Origin of the sequence: Vibrio ezurae NBRC 102218, from assembly GCF_000467185.1 — a bacterium.
Classification (GTDB): Bacteria; Pseudomonadota; Gammaproteobacteria; order Enterobacterales; family Vibrionaceae; genus Vibrio; species Vibrio ezurae.
This window is the reverse complement of the sequence record NZ_BATM01000026.1, coordinates 24316-40838: the sequence shown is the minus strand read 5'-3', so window position 1 is coordinate 40838 and position 16523 is coordinate 24316. Positions and strand designations below refer to the sequence as shown.

The following is a 16523-nucleotide window of genomic DNA, read 5'->3' as shown; positions in this document are numbered from 1 at the left end:
TAGGTGCACGTTCAAACTCTCATTAGTTAAAATAGTGAGTTTGAAGGTGCTATTTAACTTTCTCTTATAATAGGCGCTGACTTGGTCGCCACTGTCGTATCGAATAACTTCCAACGTCGCTAATCAAGATATCAGCCTTTTATTTTCAATAAGTTAGACTAAGAAACCTAACCATAAGAAGTAAGACTCTATGATATATATGTTGGTGAAAACGGTTCTGATAAAAATAAGAAACTAGGCGAGATCGCAACTAATCTAATTGCCAAAGGTGAAGCAGTCATTGCAATCTCGACAGCCCCAAACGATAAATGTCCTAGAACACAGCAGATCCACGATGTATGGTGAGACTTCAACAAACGGAATTATGAGTTGGAGACGCAACGCTCAATCCTTATTTGTTAGATGCTAGTTTGCTGAACCTAATTTTAGTAATGATAACGACACGAAATTATCGTTATTACTTGATCATCGACTGCATAAACAAGTCGATTAGTGTCGTCAATACGACGAGACCAAAAACCAGATAAATTTTCTTTTAATGGTTCAGGTTTACCAATACCCTCCAAAGGAGAGCGCTTAACATCGTTAATGAGTTTGTTGATGCGCTTGAGTGTTTTTTTGTCTTGGGTTTGCCAATACAAGTAGTCATCCCAAGCATCATCCGTCCACGACAGTAAACGTTGACTGCTACTCATCAATTAACTCGCGTGTGGTTGTTTTGCCTGCACGATACTGTTCTATCGAACGGTTTAGGTGTTCAGCATTTTGAGGGGAGCGTAGTAAGTGAACTGTCTCCATAAGACTATTGTAGTAATCTAAAGACATAACCACAGCATCTTCAGAGTCACGGCGTGTAATAACGGTTGTATCTGCATCATTAACGACCCCGTCCAAGACCGCTTTAAGGCTATTTCTAGCCTCAGTAAAAGATACTATTCTCATTAGAATCTCCACATGTACATTTAATGGAACAAGTATAGTTTTCACTCATGCACTTGTACAGTAAATTGGACATGACATATTAAAAGTGTTGATAAAGTAACTAACGTCCCATTGAATAATGAACACCACCACAGATACATTGTAAGAACTTTCAAATACGATAATTGCAACTGCTTTCTAGTATCTATCTGAATTTAACCTCTATTTTTCTTATTCAACCTCCCTCTATGACATAATCAAAACCGCGTATCCAACGAAATCAAAGCACTTTGACGATCGCCAAAGCCGAATTCACCGATGATATTAAAACTGGGATTGATGACATAGTTAAAGCCAACAACGGCATTCCATTCGTTGGCTAGGCTTTGCTCTACAATGAAGCGTCCTTCATCATCGCTGTTAACGAAACCCAATAAGCCTTCCAGAGCTGAAGGTAATTCAAGGTCGCTAATTTTGCCTTTTAGGGTTTGTTGGATATTTTGATATTGCGCGCCGCCCCATACTCGTATCGGCATGCCATGATTGGTAAAGTCGTAGCCAAGTCTTGGGGTTATGACGATGGAATCAATCCCTCCTTCGATGACAGTTAAATTGGTCTTGGTGTAACTGGCATCAATAATGGTAAACCATTCTTTATAGCCCCCCGCTAGCACTAAGCCGCCACCGTACATATTGCCATCTAGGTCTAACAGGAACTTCTCATCTTGTATATCTTCTAAGTCCCTTCCACCAATATCGACACTGATATTAGTTTCCGAATAACCGCTGATTTTCCCCGCGATGGCATAGAAGTTTAAAAAGGGAAATAGCCACATATCGGCTCGCAGGGTAAACACGTCACTACGCTGGAAACCGGGGGATGTCTCTATACCAATAAGCTCTGCGGGGATGGGCTGCTCTGGTATGACTGTGGGAGGTATGCCCGGAATGGTTATCTCTGGGGTTTTTAATCCATCAAACGAAATAGAGTCGACATTAATACCTTGCTCAACTCGCATGTAGCCAACACTAATGCCAAATGCTTTTGGCAGAATATAACCACGTTCTTCCGCTTCTGACTTCCAGATCGGCAGTTCAAATGATGTCGCAGATGAATAGAAAGGGGCAAAAGAGGTGCCAATAATGACAGCGGCTTTGGAAAAACATCTCAGTTCCATTAAGAAGTCCAAAATATAGAAAATGACTAATCACATAACTATATACGCTATAAACAAAAAAGTGAGATTTTACACCGATTTAGAATAGGATGACTCAATTAACGGATAAGATTTCTTGCCAACTTATCCATAACCGTAACAAACATCTCAAGTTCTTGTTCACTGAGATCTTGCTGCATTTTATCTTGGATTTTTTGTTGAGCATTTGATATTTGCTGACTCAAGGCAATACCTTGCTCAGTAAGAGACAGTAGCTGACTACGCTTATCCTCAGGGTTGGGTGATTTAACCAGCCAATCGTTGCTGATCATTTCTTTTACTAAGCGAGCAACCTGCGCTTTATCACGAGCAAAGTGTTGCACTATGTCGTTAGCGGTACATTGCTTACGCTTGTCGATAAATGATAAACAACGTACGTGCATTCCATTTAAGGCGATATTTTGCGCTTGCAGTTCACCACGAATGGCGTGTTTGTAAGAATGAACAATATTAAAAACCGCTTCTGATACTGCATTCTTATCCATAATTTACTCCAATATCGTATCGCTACAGGAAAAGAAGTTGATTTTATCTACTTCAGCCTAATGGCTCAAGCTTTAAAAAGATAGGAAAACTGCACCCACTACGATCGCAATGAAAAATAGCGTAAAGGGAGGAAGAAAAGCAGATGTAAAAGTGTAGGGAGCTGGCGCCTATTCAACAACAATATATTGCACAACATCTTCATCAAGAAGACCATGCTTATCAATTGAATCGAAGTCCAGAACTTGACCAAGGATCAACGCTGATTTGATGACAATCGTCGCTATAGTAAGAACCAAAATCGCTCTATTTAAACTCAATTTTGCAAAATTCTTACGAATTTGTTTATCCGATGCATGAGCTCGTTGTGCAGCCGCAATATCATTTCTCAGCAGCTGCATCGATTTTCTAGCAGCTACAGCTAAGACTACTAGCAATAGCACACTCATCAAATCAAAAACAATCGGCCAAGACAAAATCGCACTCCAAATAAACAACACACCACAGTTAAAAGAATTATAATAATACAATTAACCCTATACCGTGGTCACTTTCACACTTTTGATTATTAATTACCACGCAAATAGCAAAATAAGCGATCTTGATCACGCTTCTGCTCGTGAATGTAATTTTATTTCATAATTAAATTACTTTTAATAGTGTGTCAGAAACTCAAAAATATAACAATCCCTTCAGTGATGAATGTCATTGCATATAATTTTTAGTCTTACTTATAATAGTATAATTGATACACAACCAAGTGCATTTGAAATAAAAAGGGCTTAGATATCTCTATCTAAGCCCAAACCTTTTTATAAGCCAATTACTTTTTAGATGACTTTTCTATCAGCTTTTCCCAATAAGTTGCGCCTTTAATACCCAACTTCACGGGGTCAAAAGTGTACACCGACACGCCCCGTTTTTGTTGCTCTTCGTAGTCTTTCAATGCTTTCAAAGCGGGCTTAGACATAAAGAAGATAATCAATATACCAATGATGTTTAGCCACGCCATTAAGCCAACCCCAACATCACCCATCGCCCATGCCAGATTGGCCGCTCGTACGGTGCCATAAAAAACAGACGCTATGATCACCAACTTCAACAAAAATTTTAAACCATTGATGTTCACCGTTCTTCGAATGTAGGCAATGTTAGTCTCTGCAATGTAGTAGTAAGCCAGAATGGTAGTAAAGGCAAAGAAAAACAGCGCTAGCGCGATGAAAGGCTTACCAATACCAGGTAGCGTGCTATCAATCGCTAACTGAGTAAAGGCGGGTCCATTCGCACCAATATTCGCTGCGAGATTTTGCACAATAAAGACACCTTCGTCGGCTCCTTGAACGTTATACATGCCCGTAATTAAGATCATGAACGCGGTTGCAGAACACACCAATAAAGTATCAATGTAAATTGAAAACGACTGCACTAAACCTTGTTGTGCAGGATGATCCACGTTAGCAGCAGCGGCAGCATGTGGCCCTGTGCCCTGACCGGCTTCGTTTGAATAGACGCCACGCTTAACGCCCCAACCAATTGCTGCACCAAAGCCTGCCATTGGGGTGAACGCATCACCAATAATCAGTGCAAAAATATGTGGGACTTCAGTGATGTGCAGTAGGATGATAACAAAGGCGGTTAAAATATAAGCCAATGCCATAAATGGCACGACAATTTGAGTAAAGTTTGCAATACGCTTTACTCCACCAAAAATGATAAAACCAAGAATGATTGACACAACAGTGCCCGTAACCACTTTAGCAAAGCTAAACGTACCGATAGCTGTTTCAATCATTGGGCCTGAACCAAAAGCAGTTTCTACGGCATTACCAATACTGTTCGACTGTACACCCGGTAGCAAAACGCCACACGCAAAAATCGTCGCAATGGCAAAAATCCATGAATACCACTTCTGCCCCATCGCTTTCTCTATATAGTAAGCCGGACCACCACGAAATTGGCCTTCATCTTCTTCTTTATAAATTTGTGCCAAAGTAGATTCGGCATAAGCGGTTGCCGCGCCAAAAAAGGCGACAACCCACATCCAAAATACCGCTCCCGGTCCACCAAAACCAATAGCGGCCGCCACTCCCGCAATATTACCTGTGCCCACTCGTCCCGACAAAGAAACGGCTAATGCCTGAAATGATGAGATCCCTTTTTCTGAGCTTTTACCCGACAATAATAAACGCCACATTTCGAAGAAATGACGAATTTGAACAAATCGAGTTAGGATAGAATAAAATAATCCTGCGCCTAAACAGAGGTAGATAAGAAAGGGACTCCAAATAACCCCATTCAAGAAATCTACTAAACCTTGCATATACAACTTCCTTTTTGAATAAATAGTGCAAATAAAATCAAAAGAAACAGTATCTTACTTATGAAACCTAATCCATATTCTTCTTATATTATTTTCTATCCAGCATGATAAAGAGGATGGCGATATGAAGTGGCAACAAGAAAAGAGTGACGTAAATCAAATATTAAAAAATAAAATAACAATATAAATAGAGACATTGACCGTTATTTGGCTTTGAGGGAAAGCATAATTGTAAACTGGGCCATCGGCTTATCTCCGTGTAGGGTTGGGCACAGCGCGACAACCCGCATATTCTTATTCACCCTCTGGCCTGTGACGATGGTTTCAGCGAGCATTTGATCGATAAGCGGCCCATCTCGACAAATAAAATGCACATCACTTTCTGGGCGCATCAAAAACTCAGCATTGAGTCCTTTGAATGCTAACGATATTTTTCGGCCTTGCTGGTTGGCTTTCATCGCAGCTAAAAAGCCGCCCGCAACATCAGCCCCCACCACGAGTGCCCCAATATACATGCTGTTTAAATGGTTTTTAGTGCGTCTTCTTAGCGGGATCTTGATCTCAACCATCTCATCATTGATGGCGATGATCTTAGGGCGACTTAGCCACAGCAGCGGTACTTTGAAAAAACCAAAGCACGCTAGATAAAAATTGGCTTTTTGTAACTGAGTAAACATAAAGATCACCGACAATAGACTTGTCGTACCAGTTAAGCAACACCACTCGTTATTGTCAAAAAAATGTTAATAAGAGCTTCGAGTTAAGGTGGGGAACTCTAAGCTTTATCGTCTCAAGCAGGACGTGCAACCTCGACACGCAGAGCGAGTAGCAGGATCTAATCGGCCACGCTGAATCTTACAATAGGCATTTCTGAGTACTCTACGCGCGGCAAACCAATCATCAGGCTTAGCCAGCAATAAATACCCGTTAAATCGTTTTAATAGCGGTAGACGATACTCTTCAACGAATCGACGTTCGAAATCCACTTCAAAATAGTCAAACACCTCTTCTAATGAGGTAAAAGTGGCTAATTTTTGTTGAATATCATGAAAACTCATACGTACTGCCCTTAAATATTTCGATAACAACGAGTCCCATCACTCAACATAAATTTCATAGATAAAGAAGTACTGCGTAAGCTTAAAATGTATACTTAGCTGCTCCCTTTTTCCATAGGATATTCAACACATGATCGTACTCTCTACCAACCTCGGTGATATCAGCATTACGCTAAATAAGGATAAAGCCCCTGTTAGCACGAAGAATTTCCTTAGGTATTGTGAGGAGGGTTTCTTTGAAGGTACCATTTTTCATCGCGTTATTGACGGCTTTATGATTCAAGGTGGGGGATTTACAGCAAAATTACTCGAAAAAGAAACACACGCCCCTATCGTAAATGAAGCCAATCGAGGATTAAAGAACACATTAGGTACTGTCGCTATGGCGCGTACCGACGCTCCTCACTCTGCCACCTCTCAGTTTTTTATTAACCTTGATAACAATGACTTTCTCGATTATACCGCGACAACAAACCAAGGTTGGGGCTACGCCGTCATTGGTGAAGTCTGTGCAGGAATGGATGTGGTCAATGCCATTGCTAAGCTTAAGACACATTCATTATTAGGTCTTGATGATATGCCTATTGAGCCTGTCATTATAGAAAAAGTGACCATTCACGCGTAGCCTTACAACACTCCAAGGCAGCACAAATTAAAACTGATATGTCAGTGGGCAGATCTCAGTACTGCCAATAGTGATGACATTTAACTCGCCTAATACATCGTAATAGCAAAGTTTACTAAAACCTGAGGTTTCATCACGCTTAAAGAATCCAGTTTTACTCGCGTTTTGCGCAGGGTGCTTGAGTGTTGGCGTTACGTCAAACTCGTAGGTCAGCGGGCATATGCCCGTTGCTTCTATATTTAAGCTATGAGTATCCCCCAATACATCGTAATAACACACTGTCGTAAATGCTTGGGTGTTTTTACTTTTTAAAAAGCCTGTAGCGGCGTGAGCGGTGCCTATCGGAAACATCAATACCACCACCGATAACAACAAGAAGAAACGCACAACATCACCTGCCTGAGTATCATCACTACCGCTTTTATCTCTCGACAACATCTGTTTAACTTTCATTCAATTTCTTCCCTATATCAATCTGATTTCCGCGGCTGCATCACAAATTTAGAGCAAATCACTCACACTCTTTACATTCGTGCTAACCACATCTTTACTTACTTTACCCTTTACTCAATAATGCCGCCGAATTTCAGCTAAATTGTTGAACTAATTACCTAAATTAATGGATAAGCCAATGACTATGAAAAAAACGATACTTAGCCTATTTGCGACACTCATTGTGAGCGTTACCGCTCATGCCAGTAATCCAGTTCAAGCTGACAACGGATTGATCTCATTAAAAAGCCACCACGACGTTGCTACGACAGCAGATAGACTGGTTGCTGCTTTAAAAGAAAAAGGCATGACTACTTTTGCACGAATCAAACACTCTGAAGCAGCAGAAAACGTCGGTATTACGCTACGCCCAACTGAACTTGTGTTATTTGGGAATCCAAAAGTGGGCTCTCCACTTATGGTTTGCCAGCAAAGTGCAGGTATTGATCTGCCACAAAAAGCACTGATTACTCAAGATGAACACGGTCTAGTGTGGCTTACCTACAACGATCCAAACTACTTAAAAGCACGACACAACATCACCGGTTGTGATGAAGTCATAGGAAAAATTAGTAAAGCGCTGAATATGTTCGCAACTAAAGCAACACAGCAATAATATCCACTCACAACAAGGAGTGTAATTTACCCTCACTCCTTATTGTGCCTCATTATAAATTGCTCAATATAAGATCTCACTAAAACCACCCTTTCCTACACGACTGCACACATTTCCACTTTTATCGCCTTTTTACAATACCGCTATGCCTTATGTTTAATAGGGGTAAGCGCCATTTTAACTGCTCCTTTTAGCATAGCGTTTACACCATCTCTTATCATTACCGATTAAAAAAACGCCTAAAAGTGGCACTCATCGTAAACAAGTGTTCATGTTTTTTCTCTGTATGAAGATTATTCTCTTTACAAATTAAGGCGATCTTTATCAGCGCTTAAGACTTTTAGAAAGGTAGACAACATGAAACACACTCTATTCGCATTAGCTTTAGCTCCTGTGCTTCTTACAGGCTGTGGTGGTTCAAGCTCTAACGACCACGCTATTGATAAAGCACTGAACTCATCAATAGACACAACAGCGCTGCAAAATAATCAACAAGGCATTGCAAGTTTAGATAATACTCATGAAAGCCTACAGGCTTCAATTATCCAAAATGCTCAAGTCGTGCAAAGCAGTGCGCAAATACAGGACCAAGCTAAAGCTCAAGCGCAAGCAGAGGCAAAGGCTCCAAAAGCAGCAGAACAACCTGAAGAACAGCACAACAATGAGATAGATAAGTGGGTAGCAGACCATCAAACAATCGTGACCGGATTTCCAACAGATTTTACTCCTAATAACATCTATGATCTTTGTAGACCTAAAAATGAAGGCACCCTCTTAAGCTCAAATTGTAAAGTAGAACAAAATAGCAATTCACAAGATTCTGTTGAATATGTTTTTCATACTAGTGGTAGTATCGAAGATAAGAGCATTAATGATAAGATCATTATTGACACAGAGGTAAGCTACTTGCCAAAAGCCCAAACGCTTACTATAAAAAAAATGCGAGAGATACCATATGCTATCGCAAGACAAGATAAGTTATATGGCGCCAATTCACTTGTGCTGCAAAGCGACACAAGCACAGCCGAAGTCAATACCATAGCCCCAGTAACCGGTGCAGCTGATCAACAGATCACCTCTACAGTAACGTTGCAGATGGACGATCCTGTTATTAAGGCGTTAAAAGATCAGTACCTAAATGCAAACAATCGAACTGCTGCAAAATTGTTACAATTTACAGACGGTACAAGATCTTTAGGTTTAACAGAAGATATAAGCAAATTGGATGCGACAGGAGATAATATCGCTATATTGAACACTCACCTCAGTCAAATCATTTCAGTTGCGGGCGAATAGTCGCAATCTTATAAACTTAATCTCTATTCACATACTCAATGGCCGCTTAATTAGCGGCCATTGCATTTTTACTGTAAACCAATGTGGGTCAGCTAAACACTGTCTAAAGAGAAATTAACCACAACATTTCTCCCGCGGCGATAGCCGTTGCCAATAGCGCCACCACTTTCCAAAACAGTACAGGATTTCGTTTTATCAGTGGACTGCCCTGTAGCTCTTTCTGTAATTCTGTATTGGGCACATACAAGTCTGCAATAAAATCCCCTAATACTTGATAGCGGCGATGCGCTAGGTGATGAGTTGCTTTACGAAACACAAGATCAACCCATGATGGAATATCGTCTCGATACTCACACAAAGAGCGGTAGACCCATTGGGTATGTCTAGCCGCATGCAAATTCTGGCTGGTCGTCGCTTTGTAAGGCAACTCCCCTGTCAACATTTCAAACCCCATCACTGCCACCGAAAATAAATCCGATACTAAGGTCGCTCTTCCAGAATCAATGTACTCGGGTGCAATGTAGTTCAGCGCGCCAAGAGGAATTGCCTCTTGAGACTCAGAGGCGATCTCTTCAAGCCCCATCGCCTTTACTGCGCCAAAATCAATGATCTTGACCTCCCCTGATGGCATCACCATGATGTTCTCGGGTTTTAAATCTCGGTGCACCATATCCGCTCGCTGAAAAACACGCAGCGCTTTAATCATTTCATCGAGAAGAGTTCGGGTTTCTTGCAGACTGGCTCGAGGGTTATCAAACATCCACTGACGTAAAGTGATGCCTTGGATGTACTCACAAATTTGGTAGACAAAGCGACTGTCTTTAGGGCTTGGATATACACGCATCACTCGCTTATTTTTCAACTGCGTCCCAACCCATTGTTCATTGGCGAACGCTTTCAAATAATCTAAATCATCACGATAGTGCTCCGAAGGTGCTTTTAATACTCGCTTTTGTCCCGACAATTCATCTTCAACCAGATACACATGACTGCGAGCACCCGAATATAGCACCTTAAGCACTCGAAACTGCTCAAGTTTATTGTCTTCTTCTAAAACAGGGGGGATAGCTCGGGAAAGCATCGTGGACTGATGTTCAGGTAGGGTATGAGCAGGTAAATCCTTCACATCAAAGACCAATGCGCTTAAGTTATCTTGGCTACCTTGTTCAAAGGCATCATGACAGAGTAAGTCACAGATTTCTTGCTGTGTGTAGTGCGAAGATCCGCCAATGGAGGCAATATCAATAACATCGTGCACACCATCAGAGGTAAGCACGAAACGATCACCTTTGTGTAAGTTGACCTTCTGATAGTCCACATCCAGATTCGAATCCATCCCCAATGCTCGGGTCAGGTAGGCTTGCTTAGCTAAATTCGTTCTCTGGTGATCTTTGGTCAAACACTGCATTTGCCCATCTCTGAACAAATGAATTCGCGTATCTCCAACATGAAATAAGTGCGCGGTATTGGACTTGATGATGACACAGCTAAATGTGGTCACTAAGCCATTGTGACTCAAAGCTTGTTTACTGCCCTCTTCGTAGAGCCAAGCATTGATGGCTGTTAGAATTTTCCCAGCAGAATGCTTAATACTCCAACTGTTTGGGGTGGCAAAGTAATCATTCACAAATTGTACAACAGCGGTATGACTTGCCCTTTGGCTATTCTCACTACAACTCACACCGTCAGCAATGCACGCCACGATACCCTTGTGCGTCAAATCGTGTGGGTTGTCAGGGATCTTGAGTAAAATAGCATCCTGATTTTGTGTGCGAGCACCGACTAGCGACGTCCCCGCATGTTGCAATTTAAGTGTAGAGATTGGCATATTCATCAATAATCACTTATCAGCATAGAGCCCAACCTTGATGTAAAAGCATGCGTTAAAATATAGCCGCTATCCACCAAGACTGAGCTCTATTCCTATCTAGTTAGAGACGTCAATTAAAGTCACACTGCCGTCCTTATTCACCTCAGCAATTTTACCTGTTGGCTCTTCCATGAAAATTAATGTCACAAAGCCTAGTACTGCTGTCGCCGCAATGACGTAGAAGAAGGTTTGATAATCCACAAAAGAAAGAATGGTTAAATATGTCACCGCTCCCACATTCCCGTATGCACCTGTCATACCGGCAATCTGACCGGTCATTCTACGTTTAATAAGAGGAACAGTAGCAAACACCGCCCCTTCACCAGCTTGTACAAAGAATGAACATAGCATTGCAGCAACCACTGCCAACCATACTGGCCACTGACTGCCTACTTGGCCCATTAAGAAATACCCAATAGCAAGACCAGCTGTCAGAATCAACAAAGTAGGTTTACGACCAAATTTATCTGAAATCCAGCCACCACCAGGGCGCGACATTAAGTTCATGAAGGCATAGGCGGATGCAACCATCCCCGCTAATACTGGCGTCAATTCAAAGGTTTCAGCAAAGAAAAGAGGCAACATAGACACGACCGCTAGTTCCGAACCAAATGTCGCGAAGTAAAGTACATTCAGTACCGCCACTTGCTTAAATTTGTAACGATGGATCTCTTCAACCGGTTTTTCAAATACGGTTTTGTTCACTTTCCATACTTGGCTCACTTCTAAGAAATACAAAGCAACAAGACCGGCGTAGATGGCATTCACAACAAAATCAGACAACATGTCGATGCCACTTGGCGACAGTTTCCATGCCAATAGACCAAGAACGGCGTACATAGGGATCTTCATAATAAGTAAAAAGAAGAAATCGCCTTTTGAAGTCACTTCCATCGCTGTAACATGCTTAGGCTTAAAGTACGTAGAGCCTTTTGGTGTATCGGACACGGAGCGATAAAAAATGACTGAGAATAGCAAACTCATCAAGCCTGTAATCGCCACCGCGTAGCGCCAACCTTCATCACCACCAAATAACAAAGCAATGGTCGGCAATGTAAATGCCGCTGCGGCTGAACCAAAGTTACCCCAACCGCCGTATACGCCTTCCGCAGTGCCCAACTCATTGTGTGGAAACCACTCCGAAACCAAGCGAATACCAACCACAAAACCTGCACCAATAAAGCCGAGCAAGAAACGGGCGATTGCCGCTTGGATAAAGGAGTCCGCGAAAGCAAACATAAAACAAGGAATGGAACACACTGCCAACAGTGCAGAATAGACCAGTCGCGGACCGAATCTATCGGTGAGCATGCCAATAACCACACGTGCTGGTATGGTGAGCGCCACGTTCAAGATCAATAGGGTTTTGATCTCTTGTGTACTCAGACCTAATGTCTCTTTCACCATTTGCAATAGAGGTGCAAAGTTAAACCAAACCACAAAGGTGATAAAAAAAGCCATCCAACTTAAGTGTAAGACTTTCATTTTTCCGCTAAACGAAAACAGAGAAAATTTACTGTTATCCATAATATAAATCCTTTTTTGTATTGCTTAATTTAAGCGACTGCTTCCTGCTTAAATGTGAAAATTTATCGTGGGTGTCCTGATTAAAATTCGGGTTTTAATTGTGGGTGTCCTGATTTATTTCCTGATTTATTTGTGGCCTTTATGCTGCCACGGCTTCACTCACTTGAATTTGAATAGCGCCTTCGACCACGCGCACAGGGTATGTTTTTATGATGCATTCGGGCTTTTCAATGCATTGGCCTGTTTTTAAGCTAAAGTGCTGCTTATATAGAGGTGATGCCACGCAAGGCTCTCCTTCAAAGCACCCGATAATGCCGCGAGACAGTACTTGCGCTTTGCCAATAGGGTCATAGTTTGAAATAGCGTAAAACGTATCAGTGCGCTGATAATTAAACACCGCTATCTGTCTTCCATTTACAAGGGCACAGACTCCAACATTAGGCGCAATGTCTTTTACATCGCAAATCGTTTGCCAATGGTTCATATTCTCTCTCCTTGATAACGTATTATCTGGTGTTCTTAATGGTCAATTTTCGTCATTTATTCAATGAGTTATTCGCTAGCTAATCTCTACAACCTCAATTGATTGCTCATCGGCACTCAGTGTTGATGCTGGATCTTGTGAGTGTTTGGGAAAGCGCTGTTCACGCTCAGAGATAAAGCTCAGAGTGTCATCACGTTGATCGCTATTAATAAAATGACTAAAGCGTTTCAGTTTTTCGGGAGATTCCAATGTAGTTTTCCACTCACATTGATATTGCGCAATCGTGTTTGCCATCTCTTTTTCTAGCTCTTGAGCAAGACCCAATTTGTCTTCAACCACAACTTCTCGTAAGTAATCTAGGCCGCCTTCAAGGTTTTCCATCCACACAGAAGTGCGCTGTAAGCGATCCGCGGTGCGAATATAGAACATCAACAAACGATCGATATATCGAATTAGCGTGGCTTCGTCTAAGTCGGTGGCCAACAAATCCGCATGGCGAGGGCGCATCCCACCATTGCCACACACGTATAAGTTCCAACCATTTTCTGTCGCAATGATCCCAACATCTTTTGACTGAGCCTCCGCACACTCTCGCGTACAACCCGATACCGCAAATTTGAGTTTGTGAGGCGAACGTAAGCCTTTGTAGCGATTCTCAACATCGATAGCCAAGCGTACGCTGTCGCCCACACCATAACGACACCACGTACTACCGACACAGGATTTCACGGTTCGTACAGATTTTCCGTAGGCATGTCCGGTTTCAAACCCTGCATCCACCAGCTTTTGCCAAATCGTAGGTAAATCATTGAGTTGAGCGCCAAATAAATCCACACGCTGCCCACCGGTGATCTTGGTGTATAAATCAAACTCTTTAGCCACCTCTCCCAGCACAATTAAACGATCCGGGGTGATCTCACCACCAGCGATGCGTGGCACAACAGAATAAGTGCCGTCTTTTTGCATGTTGCCCAAGTAGATATCGTTGGTATCTTGAAGCTCCATATGCTCATTTTGCAAAATGTAATCGTTCCAAAACGAGGCCAATATGGAACCTACAGTCGGCTTACACACTTCACAGCCATGGCCTTTACCGTATTGCTCTAAAAGCTGCTCGAAGGTTTTGATCTGATTGACGCGTACTATGTCGCTAAGCTCTTGACGTGAATACGCAAAATGCTCACAAAGGTCATTGTTGACTTCCACACCTAAGCTCAGCAATTCTGCATCCAGTACTTGTTTTGCCAGTGCACTACAACCGCCGCAACCTGTCGATGCATTGGTGGTTTCTTTTAGTGCTGCCATCGTGTTGCAGCCGGCTTGCACCGCCTGCTTGATATCCCCTTTAGTCACATCAAAACACGAACAAATCACCGCGCTATCAGGCAAGGCATCAACACCCATTCCAGCAGGCTCTTCACCCGCTACGTTAGGTAAAATCAATACCGATGGATTTGCAGGTAAAGGCATATCGTTTTGCTTCATCTGCAACAACGTGCCATACGCCTCAGCATCGCCCACCAGCACCGCACCAATGATCTTTGAGCCATCCTCGGAGATAATTAAGCGCTTATACACTTGGTCGATTTCGTCATTAAAGGTATAAGATTGTGCACCTTCAGTTTGATCGTGCACCTCACCTATACTGGCAACATCTACCCCTAGTAGCTTCAATTTTGTACTCATATCAGCGCCAGTAAACGCCGCACTTTCTCCAACACTGTCATCGTGTAATAAATGTTGAGCCGCCACTTTTGCCATTTGATAACCGGGGGCAACCAAGCCAAAAATTTTGCCATCCCATAGGGCACATTCACCGACTGCATACACATCAGGCGCACTCGTTTGACAATAATCGTTAATGACAATCCCACCACGCTCACCAATGTCAATATTGGCTTGTCTGGCAAGTTCGTCTTGTGGACGAATCCCAGCGGAGAACACAATCATGTCTGTTTCTAGGTGTGAACCATCGGCAAAATTCATTCGATAGCGAGCGGTTTCTCCCGCCACAATTTCAGTGGTCGCCTTTTCGGTGTGCACCGATACACCCAATGATTCGATTTTTCTGCGCAATAGTGCCCCGCCGCCAGCGTCGAGCTGCACCGCCATCAACCTTGGTGCAAACTCAACCACATGCGTTTGTAAACCAAGCTCTTTAATTGCATTCGCCGCTTCCAGTCCCAGTAAACCACCGCCAACAACCACACCGCTCTGGCTCAGTTTGCTCGACTCTTCTATCGCATCTAAATCTTCTAAAGTTCGGTACACATGACAGTGATCACCGTCATTGCCCGGGATGGGTGGCACAAATGGATATGAACCTGTTGCCAATACTAAAGTGTCATAAGCTTCGATTCGGCCGCTTTGCGTGATCACCTGTTTGGCATCGGTATCCAGTTCTACAACCTTATCACTGACCACAAACTTAACGCCGTTTTCGCTATAGTACCCTTCATCGGCAAGCATCAATTCTTCAGCACCGTTTCCGGTAAAATAAGAGGTAAGATGGACTCGATCGTAGGCAAGACGAGGCTCTTCAGAAAAGGTGATGATGTCCATATCATCCGTTTTCTGTTGCAATAAGTTTTCTATGTATTTGTGGCCAACCATTCCATTGCCAACAACAACTATTCTTTGCTTTTTCATAATGATCCTTCCTTGAAATCTAAATCTGTCTCAATGTTTTGTTGGGTTACGCCGTTAGCTGTAGCAGCTGTTTCGTGTCATGTTGCGGTAACGGCGACGGTTGAATTTGGCGATGACTGAGCTGGGTAAGCCAATGCATTTGCTCTGCAATTGACACCACTTCACCCACCACAATAAGAGCCGGTGATTGAATTTGATATTGCTGTTTAAGAGTGCTGAGCTGATTTAACTTACCGATGTGCACACGCTGTTTAGGTGTGCACCCATTTTCAATAAAAGCGACCGGCGTTTCTTCGCTCATACCCCCGCTAATCAGCTTTTCCATCAACATATCGGTTTTACTCAGGCCCATGTAAAACACCAAGGTTTGATTTAACTGCGCCAAAGCATCCCAATTAATGTCCAACGTTTTATCGGCATGCGCGGTAATAAAGGTGCAGCCTTGCGCAAGTCCACGATGAGTAAGAGGAATATTGGCATAGCTGGTACAGCCAGAGGCGGCTGTTATTCCGGGGATAACATCGACTTCGATACCTTGCTTTGCCAGCATCAGCATCTCTTCTCCGCCACGACCAAAAACAAAAGAGTCTCCTCCTTTTACTCGACAAACGTTCTTGCCGCTTAATGCCGCATTGAGAAGCAAATCATTGATATCCTGCTGAGTCGCACTGTGCTTTCCTTTCGCTTTACCGACAAATACGGTCGTCGCATCTTGGGGAAATAAGGCGCGGATCTCTTCGCTGACAAGGTTGTCATACATAATAAATTGAGCTTCTTTGATCATTCGGCACGCTTTTACAGTAAGAAGGTCAGGGTCTCCCGGACCGGCCCCAACTAAGGTCACTCGACCCGGAAAATTCGCTTGTCTTTGCATCACATTGCTCCTCAATCTCTTCGCCACATCATGTCTAAAAACGACACCTATTTTTCAGCGCTTCTGAGAAAGAGCTTGCAAATTGGATACC

At 42.7% G+C, this 16523-nt stretch carries 17 protein-coding genes; 3 read left to right on the top strand and 14 right to left on the bottom strand.

The genetic code is table 11. From position 1 onward, the window contains the following. Positions 1–425 precede the first annotated feature (425 nt). From VEZ01S_RS09915 to VEZ01S_RS09880, 8 genes are all read right to left on the bottom strand, one after another. Positions 426–695, bottom strand: coding sequence for a Txe/YoeB family addiction module toxin (locus tag VEZ01S_RS09915; RefSeq protein WP_021713908.1), 270 nt, complete (start codon positions 693–695; stop codon positions 426–428). Further along, a complete protein-coding gene (locus VEZ01S_RS09910) occupies positions 688–942 on the bottom strand; it encodes a type II toxin-antitoxin system Phd/YefM family antitoxin (protein WP_021713907.1) in 255 nt (84 codons plus the stop codon). Before VEZ01S_RS09910 ends, VEZ01S_RS09915 begins: the two co-directional genes overlap by 8 nt. 236 nt (positions 943–1178) lie before the next feature. Then, entirely contained in the window at positions 1179–2099 is a 921-nt protein-coding gene (locus tag VEZ01S_RS09905; protein WP_021713906.1) for a hypothetical protein, read from the bottom strand. A gap of 98 nt (positions 2100–2197) precedes the next feature. Further along, on the bottom strand, positions 2198–2623 hold the full coding sequence (locus VEZ01S_RS09900; RefSeq protein ID WP_021713905.1) for a MarR family winged helix-turn-helix transcriptional regulator: 426 nt from the start codon (positions 2621–2623) through the stop codon (positions 2198–2200). 168 nt (positions 2624–2791) lie between these two features. After that, the gene (locus tag VEZ01S_RS09895; RefSeq protein ID WP_021713904.1) at positions 2792–3097 is read right to left on the bottom strand and encodes a hypothetical protein; all 306 of its coding nucleotides are present in this window, start codon (positions 3095–3097) and stop codon (positions 2792–2794) included. Between the two features lie 347 nt (positions 3098–3444). After that, entirely contained in the window at positions 3445–4941 is a 1497-nt protein-coding gene (locus tag VEZ01S_RS09890; RefSeq protein ID WP_021713903.1) for an alanine/glycine:cation symporter family protein, read from the bottom strand. A 203-nt stretch (positions 4942–5144) separates the two neighbouring features. After that, complete coding sequence (locus tag VEZ01S_RS09885; protein WP_021713902.1) at positions 5145–5618, bottom strand: DUF4442 domain-containing protein; 474 nt, start codon at positions 5616–5618, stop codon at positions 5145–5147. 105 nt (positions 5619–5723) lie between these two features. Continuing rightward, positions 5724–5999, bottom strand: a complete 276-nt coding sequence (locus VEZ01S_RS09880; RefSeq protein ID WP_021713901.1) for a nitrogenase-stabilizing/protective protein NifW — start codon at positions 5997–5999, stop codon at positions 5724–5726. Positions 6000–6129: 130 nt separating this feature from the next. Here VEZ01S_RS09880 and VEZ01S_RS09875 point away from each other — a divergent pair, with 130 nt between their 5' ends. Beyond that, entirely contained in the window at positions 6130–6624 is a 495-nt protein-coding gene (locus VEZ01S_RS09875) for a peptidylprolyl isomerase (protein ID WP_021713900.1), read from the top strand. A gap of 27 nt (positions 6625–6651) precedes the next feature. On the opposite strand, the gene VEZ01S_RS09870 is transcribed toward VEZ01S_RS09875, so the two are convergent. Continuing rightward, on the bottom strand, positions 6652–7077 hold the full coding sequence (locus tag VEZ01S_RS09870) for a hypothetical protein (protein WP_021713899.1): 426 nt from the start codon (positions 7075–7077) through the stop codon (positions 6652–6654). Positions 7078–7261: 184 nt separating this feature from the next. Here VEZ01S_RS09870 and VEZ01S_RS09865 point away from each other — a divergent pair, with 184 nt between their 5' ends. Both VEZ01S_RS09865 and VEZ01S_RS09860 read left to right on the top strand, forming a co-directional pair. Continuing rightward, positions 7262–7732, top strand: coding sequence for a DUF302 domain-containing protein (locus VEZ01S_RS09865; protein WP_040890673.1), 471 nt, complete (start codon positions 7262–7264; stop codon positions 7730–7732). Between the two features lie 357 nt (positions 7733–8089). Next, positions 8090–9028: a hypothetical protein gene (locus VEZ01S_RS09860; protein ID WP_021713897.1), complete on the top strand. Its 939-nt coding sequence runs from the start codon at positions 8090–8092 to the stop codon at positions 9026–9028. Positions 9029–9131: 103 nt separating this feature from the next. Here the strand turns inward: VEZ01S_RS09860 and VEZ01S_RS09855 are convergent, their stop codons facing one another. The 5 genes from VEZ01S_RS09855 to cobA all read right to left on the bottom strand — a co-directional run bounded on the left by VEZ01S_RS09855 (position 9132) and on the right by cobA (position 16432). After that, entirely contained in the window at positions 9132–10862 is a 1731-nt protein-coding gene (locus tag VEZ01S_RS09855) for a bifunctional protein-serine/threonine kinase/phosphatase (protein ID WP_021713896.1), read from the bottom strand. Between the two features lie 93 nt (positions 10863–10955). Beyond that, on the bottom strand, positions 10956–12425 hold the full coding sequence (locus VEZ01S_RS09850) for a NarK family nitrate/nitrite MFS transporter (RefSeq protein ID WP_021713895.1): 1470 nt from the start codon (positions 12423–12425) through the stop codon (positions 10956–10958). A 139-nt stretch (positions 12426–12564) separates the two neighbouring features. Then, on the bottom strand, positions 12565–12909 hold the full coding sequence (gene nirD, locus VEZ01S_RS09845) for a nitrite reductase small subunit NirD (protein WP_021713894.1): 345 nt from the start codon (positions 12907–12909) through the stop codon (positions 12565–12567). A gap of 75 nt (positions 12910–12984) precedes the next feature. After that, positions 12985–15558: a nitrite reductase large subunit NirB gene (gene nirB, locus VEZ01S_RS09840; RefSeq protein ID WP_021713893.1), complete on the bottom strand. Its 2574-nt coding sequence runs from the start codon at positions 15556–15558 to the stop codon at positions 12985–12987. A gap of 46 nt (positions 15559–15604) precedes the next feature. Continuing rightward, positions 15605–16432: a uroporphyrinogen-III C-methyltransferase gene (gene cobA, locus VEZ01S_RS09835; RefSeq protein WP_021713892.1), complete on the bottom strand. Its 828-nt coding sequence runs from the start codon at positions 16430–16432 to the stop codon at positions 15605–15607. Positions 16433–16523: the final 91 nt, after the last annotated feature.

Excerpts from the sequence above, each read along its gene's own strand:
- VEZ01S_RS09915 (WP_021713908.1), bottom strand. The coding sequence starts at position 695 with ATGAGTAGCAGTCAACGTTTACTGTCGTGGACGGATGATGCTTGGGAT.
- VEZ01S_RS09910 (WP_021713907.1), bottom strand. The coding sequence starts at position 942 with ATGAGAATAGTATCTTTTACTGAGGCTAGAAATAGCCTTAAAGCGGTC.
- VEZ01S_RS09905 (WP_021713906.1), bottom strand. The coding sequence starts at position 2,099 with ATGGAACTGAGATGTTTTTCCAAAGCCGCTGTCATTATTGGCACCTCT.
- VEZ01S_RS09900 (WP_021713905.1), bottom strand. The coding sequence starts at position 2,623 with ATGGATAAGAATGCAGTATCAGAAGCGGTTTTTAATATTGTTCATTCT.
- VEZ01S_RS09890 (WP_021713903.1), bottom strand. The coding sequence starts at position 4,941 with ATGCAAGGTTTAGTAGATTTCTTGAATGGGGTTATTTGGAGTCCCTTT.
- VEZ01S_RS09885 (WP_021713902.1), bottom strand. The coding sequence starts at position 5,618 with ATGTTTACTCAGTTACAAAAAGCCAATTTTTATCTAGCGTGCTTTGGT.
- VEZ01S_RS09880 (WP_021713901.1), bottom strand. The coding sequence starts at position 5,999 with ATGAGTTTTCATGATATTCAACAAAAATTAGCCACTTTTACCTCATTA.
- VEZ01S_RS09875 (WP_021713900.1), top strand. The coding sequence starts at position 6,130 with ATGATCGTACTCTCTACCAACCTCGGTGATATCAGCATTACGCTAAAT.
- VEZ01S_RS09870 (WP_021713899.1), bottom strand. The coding sequence starts at position 7,077 with ATGAAAGTTAAACAGATGTTGTCGAGAGATAAAAGCGGTAGTGATGAT.
- VEZ01S_RS09865 (WP_040890673.1), top strand. The coding sequence starts at position 7,262 with ATGAAAAAAACGATACTTAGCCTATTTGCGACACTCATTGTGAGCGTT.
- VEZ01S_RS09860 (WP_021713897.1), top strand. The coding sequence starts at position 8,090 with ATGAAACACACTCTATTCGCATTAGCTTTAGCTCCTGTGCTTCTTACA.
- VEZ01S_RS09855 (WP_021713896.1), bottom strand. The coding sequence starts at position 10,862 with ATGAATATGCCAATCTCTACACTTAAATTGCAACATGCGGGGACGTCG.
- VEZ01S_RS09850 (WP_021713895.1), bottom strand. The coding sequence starts at position 12,425 with ATGGATAACAGTAAATTTTCTCTGTTTTCGTTTAGCGGAAAAATGAAA.
- nirD (WP_021713894.1), bottom strand. The coding sequence starts at position 12,909 with ATGAACCATTGGCAAACGATTTGCGATGTAAAAGACATTGCGCCTAAT.
- nirB (WP_021713893.1), bottom strand. The coding sequence starts at position 15,558 with ATGAAAAAGCAAAGAATAGTTGTTGTTGGCAATGGAATGGTTGGCCAC.
- cobA (WP_021713892.1), bottom strand. The coding sequence starts at position 16,432 with ATGCAAAGACAAGCGAATTTTCCGGGTCGAGTGACCTTAGTTGGGGCC.